Origin of the sequence: Micromonospora sp. NBC_00421 (assembly GCF_036017915.1) — a bacterium.
In the GTDB taxonomy this organism is placed as follows: Bacteria; Actinomycetota; Actinomycetes; order Mycobacteriales; family Micromonosporaceae; genus Micromonospora.
Genome location: NZ_CP107929.1, coordinates 6204765 through 6217725, shown reverse-complemented (window position 1 = coordinate 6217725; position 12961 = coordinate 6204765). Strand labels below are relative to the sequence as shown.

General features: G+C 73.5%; 11 protein-coding genes. 3 read left to right on the top strand and 8 right to left on the bottom strand.

Annotated features, from left to right (window positions below; all coding sequences use genetic code 11):
- Window positions 1–116: 116 nt before the first annotated feature.
- Complete coding sequence (locus tag OHQ87_RS26605; RefSeq protein ID WP_328349011.1) at window positions 117–803, top strand: hypothetical protein; 687 nt, start codon at window positions 117–119, stop codon at window positions 801–803.
- 43 nt (window positions 804–846) lie between these two features.
- On the opposite strand, the gene folE is transcribed toward OHQ87_RS26605, so the two are convergent.
- The 4 genes from folE to OHQ87_RS26585 form a co-directional block, all read right to left on the bottom strand.
- Window positions 847–1509: a GTP cyclohydrolase I FolE gene (folE, locus tag OHQ87_RS26600; RefSeq protein WP_328349010.1), complete on the bottom strand. Its 663-nt coding sequence runs from the start codon at window positions 1507–1509 to the stop codon at window positions 847–849.
- Between the two features lie 35 nt (window positions 1510–1544).
- The gene (gene ftsH / locus OHQ87_RS26595) at window positions 1545–3551 is read right to left on the bottom strand and encodes an ATP-dependent zinc metalloprotease FtsH (RefSeq protein WP_328342276.1); all 2007 of its coding nucleotides are present in this window, start codon (window positions 3549–3551) and stop codon (window positions 1545–1547) included.
- Between the two features lie 539 nt (window positions 3552–4090).
- Entirely contained in the window at window positions 4091–4666 is a 576-nt protein-coding gene (gene hpt / locus OHQ87_RS26590; protein WP_091247681.1) for a hypoxanthine phosphoribosyltransferase, read from the bottom strand.
- A gap of 100 nt (window positions 4667–4766) precedes the next feature.
- Window positions 4767–4916: a hypothetical protein gene (locus OHQ87_RS26585; protein WP_328349122.1), complete on the bottom strand. Its 150-nt coding sequence runs from the start codon at window positions 4914–4916 to the stop codon at window positions 4767–4769.
- 138 nt (window positions 4917–5054) lie between these two features.
- Here OHQ87_RS26585 and OHQ87_RS26580 point away from each other — a divergent pair, with 138 nt between their 5' ends.
- Window positions 5055–6017, top strand: a complete 963-nt coding sequence (locus OHQ87_RS26580; protein ID WP_328342270.1) for a GlxA family transcriptional regulator — start codon at window positions 5055–5057, stop codon at window positions 6015–6017.
- Window positions 6018–6183: 166 nt separating this feature from the next.
- Here OHQ87_RS26580 and tilS read toward each other — a convergent pair whose 3' ends face one another.
- The 3 genes from tilS to dacB form a co-directional block, all read right to left on the bottom strand.
- Window positions 6184–7443, bottom strand: coding sequence for a tRNA lysidine(34) synthetase TilS (gene tilS, locus OHQ87_RS26575; protein WP_328342268.1), 1260 nt, complete (start codon window positions 7441–7443; stop codon window positions 6184–6186).
- A 4-nt stretch (window positions 7444–7447) separates the two neighbouring features.
- Entirely contained in the window at window positions 7448–8515 is a 1068-nt protein-coding gene (locus OHQ87_RS26570) for a zinc-dependent metalloprotease (RefSeq protein WP_328342266.1), read from the bottom strand.
- Window positions 8516–8703: 188 nt separating this feature from the next.
- Entirely contained in the window at window positions 8704–10164 is a 1461-nt protein-coding gene (dacB, locus tag OHQ87_RS26565) for a D-alanyl-D-alanine carboxypeptidase/D-alanyl-D-alanine endopeptidase (RefSeq protein ID WP_328342263.1), read from the bottom strand.
- 722 nt (window positions 10165–10886) lie between these two features.
- On the opposite strand from dacB, the gene OHQ87_RS26560 reads away from it, so the two are divergent.
- On the top strand, window positions 10887–11393 hold the full coding sequence (locus OHQ87_RS26560) for an inorganic diphosphatase (RefSeq protein ID WP_067306541.1): 507 nt from the start codon (window positions 10887–10889) through the stop codon (window positions 11391–11393).
- A gap of 132 nt (window positions 11394–11525) precedes the next feature.
- Here OHQ87_RS26560 and eccD read toward each other — a convergent pair whose 3' ends face one another.
- On the bottom strand, window positions 11526–12926 hold the full coding sequence (gene eccD, locus OHQ87_RS26555; RefSeq protein WP_328342260.1) for a type VII secretion integral membrane protein EccD: 1401 nt from the start codon (window positions 12924–12926) through the stop codon (window positions 11526–11528).
- Window positions 12927–12961 lie beyond the last annotated feature (35 nt).

Below are 12961 nucleotides of genomic sequence, written 5' to 3'. Positions count from 1 at the left end.
CCGACCGACGGCAGGCCGGCCGTGACCGGTGACGAGGGGAGCCGGCCAGGGCGACGGGAGGCAGGACCGGGCAGGACCGACCGCGAGGAGGACCGGGCGTGAGCATCGACGACGCGGTGACGGTGGTGCCGGTCCGGCAGCGGACCGGTGGTGAACCGGCCCCGTCGGTAGCCGCCGCCTGGACCGACTACCTGGCCGCCGCCCGCCAACTCGACGGGGTACGCCGGGGTGCGGCGACGGCCGCCGCCGCACAGTCCCGCGCCGTGGAGGCGGCCCGCGCGGAGCTGACCGAGGTACGCGCCAGGTTGGTGCCGCAGCAGGCCCGGCTGCGGGAGTTGGGCGTACCGGCGATGTCGCTGGCTCCGACGCCGCCGGAACTCGCCGAGGCCGGCCGGGCGATGGCGGGCGGTCCGGCGGCGGTGCTGACCGGCCTGCGGACCGCGCAGCGCTGGGTGGAGGGTGCCGACGCGGCGCTGGCGGCACCCGGTCCACTGCGTCCGGCGGCCTGGCCACCCCGGTTGCGCAACCTGCTGGTGTACGGGCCGCTGGCGCTTGTCGTGCCGGTGGTACAGCTGGTGTTGTTCCTGGCGACCGGTACCGGACCGGTGAGCGTGGCGGCGCTGCTCGTGGGTCTGCCGATGCCGGCGGCGGCTTTCGCGGCCGGCTGGGTGGGGGTGGGTCGGCTGTTCCCACCGGGGCCGGACGGGCGGTGGGACCGCACCCCTCGCCTGGGGCTCTTGACCTGCCTGGTGCCGGCGGTGCTGACCGCCGCCGGAATCATGCTGGCGCTGCTGGCCGGCTGACCAGACGCGCCGCCCGGTCGACGGCGTTCAGCGGGTCAGCGGGTCAGCGCGGGATGATCAACGACATCGCCTCGGCGCGGGACTTCGCGTCGTGCTGGAGCACCCCGCGCACGGCCGAGGTGATGGTCTTGGCGCCGCTCTTCTGGATGCCGCGCATCGCCATGCACATGTGCTCGCATTCGAGTATCACTATGACACCGCGCGGTTGCAGCTTGCTCATCAGCAGGTCGGCGATCTGCGAAGTGAGTCGCTCCTGCACCTGCGGACGGCGGGCGAAGACCTCGACCAGCCGGGCCAGTTTGGACAGGCCGGTGATCCGACCGTCGGGGCCGGGAATGTAGCCGATGTGCGCGCTGCCCCGGAACGGGAGCAGGTGGTGCTCGCAGAGGCTCATCACGTCGATGTCCCGGACGAGCACCAACTCCTCGTGGTTGGCCTCGAAGGTGGTGCTGAGCACCTGGGCCGGGTCGACCCGGAGGCCGGCGAAGAGTTCGGCGTACGCCCGGGCGACCCGGGCCGGGGTCTGCTGGAGGCCGTCCCGGTCGGGGTCCTCCCCGACCGCGATGAGGATCTCCCGAACCGCCTTCTCGATCCGGCCGAGGTCCATGGTGTCCTCGATCGGACGGCCGTTGAGCTTGCCGCTGATCAGCCTGGCGGCGACGTAGTCGAGCGTCTCGTCACCGGGCTCGGTGGACGAGGCGGCCAGCCCCGAGTTGTCGGGGCTGGCCGCGGCGTCGGTGTTCAGCGTAGACCGTCCGAGTTGTTCGAGGAGCCGCCGACGGAGATGCCGTCGGCCGTCGCCTGCGCCTTGAGCTTCTCCTTCTCGGCCGGGGTGAGCACCGGCGGTTCGGTGGAGGGCAGACGCTTGCCGAAGCCGTTGTACGGGGCCATCGGCGGGCGCTTGACCACCCGGGAGCAGATCCGGGCCATGTCGGCGGTGGAGAGGGTTTCCTTCTCCATCAGCTCCAGGACCATGCTGTCCAGGACGTCCCGGTACTCCACCAGGATCTCCCAGGCCTCGTCGTGGGCCAACTCGATCAGGGCCCGCATCTCGCCGTCGATCTCGGCGGCCACCGAGTCGGAGTAGTCCCGTTCGTGGCCCATGTTGCGGCCGAGGAACGGCTCGTCCCCGCTGGTGCCGTACTTGATCGCGCCGAGCTTCGAGCTCATGCCGTACTGGGTGATCATCGCGCGGGCCAACTGGGTGGCCTTCTCGATGTCGTTGCCGGCGCCGGTGGTGGGCTCGTGGAAGACGAGCTCCTCGGCGGCCCGGCCACCCAGCGCGTACGCCAGGGTGTCGATCATCTCGGCCCGGGTCTGGGTGTACTTGTCCTCGGTCGGCAGGACCAGGGTGTGCCCCAGCGAACGACCCCGGGACAGGATCGTCACCTTGTGCACCGGTGCGGCGTGCGGCAACGCCCAGGCGACCAGCGCGTGCCCACCCTCGTGGTACGCGGTGATCTTCTTCTCCTGGTCGCTCATCACCCGGGTCCGGCGCTGCGGCCCGGCGATCACCCGGTCGATCGACTCCTCGAGCGAGTCGTTGCTGATCGCCCGCTGCTCCTTGCGCGCGGTGAGCAGCGCGGACTCGTTGATCACGTTGGCCAGGTCGGCCCCGGAGAAACCGGGGGTACGCCGGGCGACCGCGTCGAGGTCGACGTCGGGCGTGAACGGCTTGCCCTTGGCGTGCACCCGCAGGATCGCCTTGCGGCCCTCCATGTCGGGTGCGTCGACCGGAATCTGCCTGTCGAAGCGACCCGGACGCAGCAGCGCCGGGTCGAGGATGTCCGGCCGGTTGGTGGCGGCGATCAGGATGACGCCGCCCTTGGTGTCGAAGCCGTCCATCTCGACGAGCAGCTGGTTGAGGGTCTGCTCACGCTCGTCGTGGCCGCCGCCCATGCCGGCGCCACGGTGCCGGCCGACGGCGTCGATCTCGTCGACGAAGACGATCGCCGGGGCGTTCGCCTTGGCCTGCTCGAAGAGATCGCGGACCCGGCTGGCGCCGACACCGACGAACATCTCGACGAAGTCGGAGCCGGAGATCGAGTAGAACGGCACCCCGGCCTCGCCGGCGACGGCGCGGGCCAGCAGCGTCTTACCCGTACCGGGCGGGCCGAAGAGCAGCACGCCCTTCGGGATCTTGGCGCCCAGGGCCTGGTATTTCGCCGGGTTCTGGAGGAAGTCCTTGATCTCGTGGAGTTCCTCGACCGCCTCCTCGGCCCCGGCCACGTCCGCGAAGGTCGTCTTCGGGGTGTCCTTGGTGATCATCTTCGCCTTGGACTTGCCGAAGTTGAGCACCCGGGAGCCGCCGCCCTGCATCTGCGACATGAAGAACAGCAGCAGGAGCACGAGCAGCGCGATGGGCAGCAGGTTGACCAGCAGGCTCACCCAGATGCTGTCGGACGACACCTTGGCGTCCGCCGGGCCGGTGACCCGGTTGGCCGCCTTGGCCTCGAGGACCTCGTTCCAGACCTGCTCGCCGGCCTGGTACGGGAACTGGGCCTCGATCCGGTCGGTCGTGGTGTCGCCGAACTTGGTCTTCTCGGCCAGGTTGAGCTGGAGCGTCTGCTCCTTGTCCTGGAAGACGACCTTGTTGATCTTGGCGGTGTGCAGTTGGTCGAGCGCAACGGAAGTGTCCACGCGGTGGTAGCTGGGACCAGCGGTGAACAGCTGACTGAGCACAACGGCGCCGAGGATGACCAGGATGATCCAGACCACCGGTCGGCGGAAGAAACGCGTACGTTCCATGCTGTTGTCGAGCGCCGAGGCGCCCGCATCCTCCTGATCGACGTCCTGACCGTCTGAATGGTGTCGCCGCCGATGGCGGCGTCGAGCCGCCGTGCGGGCCGGCCTCGACCCCGAGGCGCGCAAACTGCCGCACCGCGGTCATTCGACGGTACACCGTGCACGCGAGGAGCGAGCTTGCGAGCCCCGCAGTCGGGCACATTCGTGACCACCTGCACGCGAGGAGCGAGCTTGCGAGCCCCGCAGTCGGGCACATTCGTGACCACCTGCACGCGAGGAGCGAGCTTGCGAGCCCCGCAGTCGGGCACATTCGTGACCACCTGCACGCGAGGAGCGAGCTTGCCCGTTGCCACGCGGACGGCGAACCGGGGTTTCAGCCGGCGTTGCGGAGAGCTACGCACCGGCCCCACGCCCGCCCGGTCACGCGGTCGGGGTGCCGGACGCGGAGATGCCCCACGCCACCGACACCTACCGTAGTCGGGTTGACTGGGAGCCCGCTGAACGTCTGCTCGATGACTACCGATACGAAACGTCGGCGGGAATCAGGCGCGGGCGTAGACCTCGGGCTTGAGTACGCCGACGTACGGCAGCTCGCGGTAGCGCTCGCCGAAGTCGAGGCCGTAGCCGACCACGAATTCGGTCGGGATGTCGAAGCCGACGTACTTCACCGGGACCGGGACCTTCACCGCTTCCGGCTTGCGGAACAGGGCCACCACCTCGACGCTGGCCGCCGACCGGGACTCCAGGTACCGCAGCAGCCACGACAGGGTCAGGCCGGAGTCGACGATGTCCTCGACCACCACCACGTGCCGGCCGGCGATGTCCCGGTCCAGGTCCTTGAGGATGCGCACCACGCCGGAGGAGGTGGTGCCCTGGCCGTACGAGGAGATGGCCATGAAGTCCAGCTCGACGGGCGGGCCCTGCCGGCCCAGCGCGCGGGCGAAGTCGGCCATGAACATGACCGCCCCCTTGAGTACGCAGACGAGCAGCAGCCCGTCGGTGACCCCGGCGTAGTCCGCGGAGACCTGCTTGGCCAGCTCCGCGGTCTTCTCGCGGATCTGCGCCTCGGAGATGATCACGTGATCGATGTCGGCGTCGTACCAGGAGCCGTCAGCCATGCTCATAGCCTGCCGTACGCCGGACGACCCGCGTCGGCGGGGCCGCACCTTTCGACGCGGTCCCACCGTGGGTTTTTCCGGCACAACGGGAGCAATCACCTCAGCAGGCGCGGGACCGCCAGCGGCGGCCCTCCTCGGTGGGCTTCCAGTCGGCGGAGTCGCGGGTGTCGGTGGTCAGGCCGAACGCCGAGGCGACAGCCAGCACGACGAGGAAGAGCAGAAGCAACAGGAACTCCATGGCGGCGCTCACTTTCTGATCATCTGAGTGGTTTTCGCCGCCGGTGCGCACCGGACTGACTTCAGTTTCCGCCGTCCGGACGGGCCGGAACAGTGGCAGAGATGCCACTCCCCCTCGATTTTCTGCCACCGCTGCGGTTACCCTCGTCACATGATTCGATCGGTGGCCGTCATCGCGTTGGACCGGGTGGCCGTCTTCGAACTCGGCGTGCTCACCGAGGTGTTCGGGACCGACCGCACCGAGGACGGATTCCCCGGCTACCGGTTCACCGTCTGCACCGCCGACGGGGGTCCGGTCCGCACCGCCTCCGGCTTCGGCCTCACCCCGCACGCCGATCTCGCCCCGGTCGACGACGCCGACCTGGTCGCCGTCCCCGCCTACACCCAGGGTGGCGAGGTGCCGGAGGTGGTGCTGGCCGCACTTCGCCGGGCTGCCGACCGGGGGGCGTACGTGTTCAGCGTCTGCTCCGCAGCCTTCGTGCTCGGCGCGGCCGGCCTACTCGACGGCCGGGAGTGCACCACCCACTGGAAGTACGCCGACGAGCTGCAACGCCGGCACCCGTCGGCCCGGGTCCGGTGCAACAGCCTCTACGTTGCCGACGGACCGGTGCTGACCAGTGCCGGTACCGCCGCCGGCATCGACGCCTGCCTGCACCTGGTCCGCCAGGAACACGGCTCGGTCACCGCCACCCGGCTGGCCCGGCGGATGGTGGTCCCCCCGCACCGCGACGGCGGCCAGTCCCAGTACGTCGAGGCGCCGATCCCGGCCACCCCCGATGCACCCACCCTGGAACCGGTGCTGAGCTGGCTGGTGGGCCACCTGGACCAGCCGACCACTGTGGACGAGTTGGCCGCCCGCGCCGGCATGTCCCCGCGTACCTTCGCCCGCCGGTTCCGGGCCGAGACCGGCACCACCCCGCACGACTGGCTGACCAACCAACGGGTGCTGCTGGCCCGCCGGCTGCTGGAGGAGACCCGGCTCAGCGTGGAGAGCGTCGCCGACCGCTCCGGTTTCCCCGACGCCGCCGCCCTGCGCCACCACTTCGCCCGCCGGGTCGGCACCACCCCGCAGGGCTACCGCACCACCTTCCGGGACCGCGTTCCCGTCGGCTGAACCCGCCGTCGTGCCCCGATACACCATGATCGATTGCGGAGACTGACACGACACGCCGGCACGGATGCGCGAAACGGCAATCCGATCATGAATACCCGATCCGACCCGCCCCGGCTTCCCGACCCGGCGGGTCGTGGTCGACAAGGAGAAGACCACGGAGGCGCGCTCAGTCGACGGGCAGCAGCCGACCGCCCCGGCGGCCGACCCGCACCCCGCCCGGCAGCGCCGTCGCGCCCTGCCCACGCCAGGCGGTGACCAGTGCGTCCAACGCGTCGACGTGGCGGTGGGAGAGGGCACCGGGCGGGGCCCCCAGCTCCCGCGCCCAGGCGTGCAGCACCCGACTGCGTACCGCGCCGGGCAGCCCGGCCAGCGCCACGACGGACAACCCCCCGCCGTCCCGCACCCCGGGCCTGTCGAACGACGACCCCTCGGACCAGCCTCCGTCGCCCGGGAACCCGTCCGGCGGGGGCTCGTCGGTGCGCGACCCCGCCGGCGGAAGCCCCTCGGACCGCCGCCCCTCGGACCGGGCTCCTGCGGGCCGGTGCTCGTCGCACGGGGGCACGTCGGGCCGGGTCGGTGGGGTGGCGAGGGCGGCGGCGGCCAGGTCGTCCAGCGCAGCGGTGTCGGCGGCGAGCAGCCGGGCCGTCCGGGCCAGGTTGTCCAGCACCCCCGCACCGAGCGCGGCGACCAGTGCCGGCAGCACGTCGGCGCGGACCCGGGCCCGGGCGTACGACGGGTCGGTGTTGTGCGGGTCCTCCCACGGGGTCAGGCCCAGCGCCGCGCACGCGCTGCGGGTCTGCTCCCGGGTCACGTCGAGCAGCGGGCGCAGCAGCGGCACCCCGGCCAGGTCCCGTCGAGCGGGCATCCCGGCCAGCCCGCGCGGGCCGGCACCCCGGGCGAGCGCCAGCAGCACCGTCTCGGCCTGGTCGTCGCGGGTGTGCCCGAGCAGGACGGCCGCAGCCCCGTGCCGTCGGGCGACGTCCGCCAGCGCCTGGTAGCGGGCCTGCCGGGCCGCCGCCTCGGGACCACCCGGACGCCCGGCCACCGTCACCGGCACCGCCTCGACCGGATCGAACCCGACCCGCCCGGCCCACCCGGCCACGGCGGCGGCCCGCTCGGCCGACCCGGCCTGCAACCCGTGGTCGACCGTCACCAGCCCGGCCGGCCGGCCGAGCCGGGACGCCACGAAGGCGGTGGCGACGGCGAGGGCCAGCGAGTCAGCCCCACCCGAGCAGGCCACCAGCACCGGCCCGTCGGCGGACAGGTCGGCCAGCGCACGGCGTACCGCGACCCGGATGGCGGCCACCGATGGGGCGAGAGCCACCCCCCGCGGGGCCCGGGAGGCGCGCCGCCCGACCACGGCCGGGTCGACGGGGCTGGGCCGCCCGACCACGACCGGGTCGACGGGGCTGGGCCGACCGGCCATCGGCTCAGCCGGCGGTCGGGGTGGCGCCGGCCGGCCCGTGCACCCGGGCCACCCAGGCGGCCGGATCACCCAGCTCGTCCAGCCGGGGCAGGGTCAGCGGCGAACCGAAGATCTTGTTGAAGCCGGCCATGCCGACCTGCTCGACCACCCCGTGCACGAACTTGCGACCCTCGGCGTACTGGCGCATCTTGACGTCCACGCCGAGCAGCCGGCGGATCGCCTTCTCCAGCGGGTTGCCCGCCTCGCGGCGCCGGTCGAACCCCGCCCGGATCCGCTCCACACTGGGGATGACCTGCGGGCCGACGCCGTCCATCACGAACTCGGCGTGCCCCTCCAGCAGGGTCATCAGCGCGGTGAGCCGGTCCAGCACGGCACGCTGCGCCGGGGTCTGGACGATGTCCAGCACGCTGGTGCGGCTGTCCGGATCCTTCACCGCGTCGGAGAGGGTGGACACCCCCCGGCGCAACCGCTCGACCAGGTGCTCGGTGCCCTGCGAGGCGTCCACGAATGCCTGCACCTCGCCGAGGAAGTACGCCCGCATCCACGGCACGGCGGTGAACTGGGTGCGGTGGGTGACCTCGTGCAGACAGACCCAGAGCCGGAAGTCGCGCGGATCCGCCCCCAGCTTCCGCTCCACCTCGACGATGTTCGGCGCGACCAGCAGCAGTTGCCCCGGATCGGCCGAGAAGACCTCGTACTGGCCGAGCACCCGGCCGGAGAGGTACGCCAGCACGGTGCCGGCCTGCACCCCGGTGAGCCGGGAGCCGACCGCCTCGGTGAGTACGCCGGGCGGCTTGTCACCGGAGAGCCTGCTGACCAGCGGGGTGATCACCTCACGCAGGCCGGCGATGTTGGTGGCCGCCCAGTCCCGCCGGTCCACCACCCGGACCGGCGGATGAGCCACCTGGGGGCGCAGCCCCGTGTAGTCGGCGACGTGCCCGGCCGCCTCGTCGGTGAGCCGGCGCAGGTCGCCGACCACCTCGGTGGCCTCCGCGTACGACACGCGGGGGCCCGACTTGCTCAGCGCCCCAGCGGTGGCGGCGGCCAGATCCCAGTCCACGAACTGCGCCATGCCACCCACCGTACCCGCGCCGCGACACCCCGGCCGGTTCCGCTCGACGGCAGGCCCGACGAGCACGGCCCGCCCGACAGCAGCCGGGACGACGACAGCAGCGGCAGGCGGACAGGTGGCAGAGCGGACCGGCAGCGGCAGCGGCAGCGGCAGCGGCAGCGCGGACCGGCAGCGGCAGACCGGGCCGGTCAGCGGCAGCCGCAGCCGGCCAGCGCACCGGCGATCCGGTCCAGTGCCGCCCGGGTGACCTCCGGGTCGCCGGCCGGGGCCTGGTCGGTGAGCACGGCGAAGGTGAGCAACCGGCCGTCGCGGGTGGTGACCAGGCCGGCGATGGCGTGCACCCCGGTCAGGGTGCCGGTCTTGGCCCGGACCACGCCGGCACCGGCGGCGGTGGCCGTCGAGGAGTACCGGGTGTCGAGGGTGCCCGACCAGGCGGCCACCGGGAGGCCGCCGAAGATCGCCGTCAGCTCCGGGTGCGCGCCGTTGCCGGCCACCGCGATCAGGTCGGTGAGCAGCGACGGACTGATCCGGTTACTACGGGACAGCCCGCTGCCGTCGGCGAGGCTGATCTCGTCGGCCGGCAGCCCCAGCTCGCCGATCACCTCGTCCATCGCCGTCGCGCCGCCGGCGAAGGAGGCCTGTTGGTTGCGGGCCAGCGCGACCTGTCGGGCCAGCGCCTCGGCGATCACGTTGTCGCTGTCGCTGATCATGATGTCGACCAGCCGGATCATCGGCAACGACTCGACCTTGCCCAGCTCGGTGCCGGGCTCGGGCGCACCGGTCGCCGTCGCACCACCGGCCGCCGGGGCGGTGCCCCGGACCACCCCGTTCTCCGGCAGGCCGAGCAGTCGGGCGAAGGAGCGACCGGCGGCCAGGTCGGGCTCGGCGTACCGCTCGGCCGCACCGTGGCTGTCGTCGAAGTTCTTCCGCGCCCGCACCGGATCCCGCCGGGCACCGTCGGTCATCAGCGCGGTGATCGAGGCGCCGAATCCGCCGGTCGGGATGTCCGCGTCCCAGCCGGGGCCGTGGACCGGGCCGGGGAAGAGCGTGGAGTCGACCACCACCCGGGTCGGGGCGGTGCCACCGAGGGCCTGCCTGACCTGGGTGGCGAGGGCGTCGAGCCGGGCCGCGCCGGGGTAGAAGCCGCTCTTGTCGACCGCCAGGGTCGGGTCGCCACCGCCTACCAGCACCACCTCGCCCGGGTTCGTCCCGGCGAGCGCCCGGGTCGCGATCCGGTGACCGGGGCCACGCGCCTTCAGCACGGTCACCCCGGTCGCGAGTTTGGTGACCGAGGCGGGCACGGTGCCGTCGTCGCCGCCCTTGGCGTACAGCGATTCGCCGGTGACCACGTCGGCCACCGAAACGTTGACCCGGCTACCCAGGGCGGCGGCAGCGGTAAGCGGCTCGACTGCGGCGCGTACCCCGGCGGGGGTCGGCTCCGGCGCGGCGGCGTCGGGGCCGGCGAGCACCGCGGACGGGTCGGGCTCGGGGGCCGGCGCGGAGGCCGACGGGGTGGGGTCCGCGCCCAGCCAGCCGGCGACCGGGCCCGGACGGAGCACCACCGCCGCTCCGGCGAGGCCGACCAGCAGCACGACGACCAGCAGCGCCGGCAGCCACCGTCGACGACGCCGCGGCGACGCGCCGGGCACCGGCGGGCCGCCACCGCCCGGCGGCGCCGGGACCGTCGCAGACCCGGGATGCGCGGGACGCGACACCGACCCCGGGTGAGCGGGCGACCCGGGTGACCCGGGGTGGGCGGGTGACACCGGATGGGTGGAAGGCGACGCCGCAACGCCACTGGGGGATACCGACGAGACCGACGCCGCGCCGCGGTGCGGCGGGACCGACCCGGAGCCGGAGGACGGAACCGACGCCGAACCGGAGCCGGAGGACGGGACCGACGCCGAACCGGAGGACGGGGCGGCCGGGGCGGAGCCGGATGGCGGTAACGGGGGCGACACCGGTGCGGACCCGACGACCGCGCGACCGGCGGTGGCCGACGACGGCGGACGCCAGGCCGGTGGTGGCGGATGCTCGGCGGCCCGACCGGCGGCCGGCGGCGCTGCGGGAGCCGGCGGCGGTTCGGGGGCCGACTCGGGGCGTCGGGGGACGTTCGCGTCGGGCACCGACACCCGGCCGGTGGCCGCACCGGTCACGGGTCGACCCGATCCCCGGCCGTCAACCCCCTCCGGGCGGTAGTGTGAATCTTCCCTCCCCACGACCCCCTCCTCCCGCCGCCGAACCCGCCTGGGTGACACTACTTCGGTCCGAAGACTATGCGGCGTCCGGAGCCGACGGGTGGCCATTCATCCGCACCGGGGGCGTCAGTGGTTCCGTTCAGCCAGCGTGGGCAGACGAGGGAGCGTGGGAGATGGATTTCGACGTAACGGTTGAGATCCCGAAGGGTCACCGCAACAAGTACGAGGTGGACCACGCGACCGGCCGGATCCGGCTGGACCGCACCCTGTTCACGTCGACCCAGTACCCGGCCGACTACGGCTTCATCGAGGGCACCCTCGGCGAGGACGGTGACCCGCTGGACGCGTTGGTGCTGGTCCCCGAGCCGACCTTCCCGGGTTGCCTGATCCGCTGCCGCACCATCGGCATGTTCCGGATGACCGACGAGAAGGGCGGCGACGACAAGGTCCTCTGCGTACCCTACGAGGACCCCCGCCAGGAGCACCTGCGCGACATCCACCACCTGGGCGAGTTCGACCGGCTGGAGATCCAGCACTTCTTCGAGGTCTACAAGGACCTCGAACCGGGCAAGTCGGTCGAGGGCGCGACCTGGGTCGGCCGGGTCGAGGCCGAAGCCGAGGTCCGGGCGTCGTACCAGCGGGCCCGCGACGCCGAGGCGCAGGGCGGCACCGGACACTGACCCACCAGCTCCGTCGGAGGCCCGGACCCGTCGGTCCGGGCCTCCGCCGTCGCCCACCCGGCCTGGTGCGCGCCAGGTCGGCGGGGCCAGCCCGAGCGGGGGTCCGGGCAGCGGGGGTCCGGGCAGCCGAGGTCAGCCCAGCAGGCCCCGGGCGGCGTCGTAGAGGTCCAGCACCGCGCAGGCCACCGGCACCACCGACACCACCAGCGCGGTGTCGGTCAGGTCGGCCACCCGACCGAGGTACGGCGAGACCGGCCGCCGGGCGTACGTCGTACCGGCGGCGACGGCGAGCAGCGCGACGAGCAGTCCGCCCGCGCTCAACGCCAGCAGCCCGAGGGGCCCGGACCGGCCGGCGAGCACCGCGCCGAGCACCGCGAACCCGGCCAGCCCGGCAGTCACCGGGGGCACCCGGTGCCGGACGGCCACGAACAACCGGGAACGCAGCAGCAGCACCGCCGCGCCGACCGCCACCAGCACCCGCCCGGCGACCCCACCGGTGGCCGCCAGCACCAGCACCGCGGCGACGACCAGCGCGGCGTGCCCGAGCAGCATCCCGGTCAGCATCTCCTCGCTGCGGGCCACCGCCGCGTACACCCGACCCCGGTCCGGTAGGTCCCGCACCCCGTCCGGGCCACCCGTCGGGCCGTCCGGCAGGGTGATCGGGGGCAGCGGCACCTTGCCCAGCCGGATCGCCAGCAGCGGCAGCGCCCCGAGGGCGAAGACCAGCACGCAGAGCAGGACGGCTGCGGCGTCGGCCGGGGAGAGCAGCAGCCCGCCCAGGCCGGCGAGCGCGCCCACCGCACCGGTCGTCGCGCCGGCCACGAAGACCCGTAGCCGGGTGGCGACGCCGAGCAGGCCCAGCACAGCGACCAGGAGCAGCGCCACCGCACCGGCGAGCAGTTCGGGCGCACCGAGCCAGGGCAGTGGCCGGAACGCTCCCACCGGGTCGCCGGAGCTGATCGCGAGGGCGCCCGCCGCCGCGGCGTACGGCAGGGCGTAGCCGCCGAGGGTCGCTCCCGTCGGCCCGTCCCCGTACGCCCGGGAGGCGACCGTGGCGGCGAGGACGAGCAGCAGCGCCACCGTGCCCGCGGCGGGCCAACCGGCGGACTCCCCCGGCCCGGCGGCCAGCACGGCGAGCAGCCCCACGGCGAGCGGCGCCCCGGCGCCGGCCAGCGCGGCGGCCCGGGTGGTCGACGCCGACCAGGCGGCTCCCCGGCGACGGGCGCCGTCGGCGATGGCCTCGACCACGTCGTCGTACTCCAGCTCGGGCCACTGGTCGTGGGCGGGCACCAGGTGCAGCACCTCGCCGTCGCGCACCCCCTGCGGCAGTAACGCCTGCCCGGTCACCAGCACCGCGCCGTCGGTACGCCGCAGCACCCAGCCGCCGTGCCGCTCGCCGTCGTCGGCCAGCCCTTCACCGGCGTGCCGCAGCACCTCGGGCAGCAGTTCGGCAAGCGGAACCTGTTCCGGCAGGGCCACGTCGACGCGTCGCCCGGGGGCGCTGATGGTGACCCTGGCCAGCCCGGTGGTCATCGACTGGACTCCATCTCGATCGGGAGCGGTGGCTG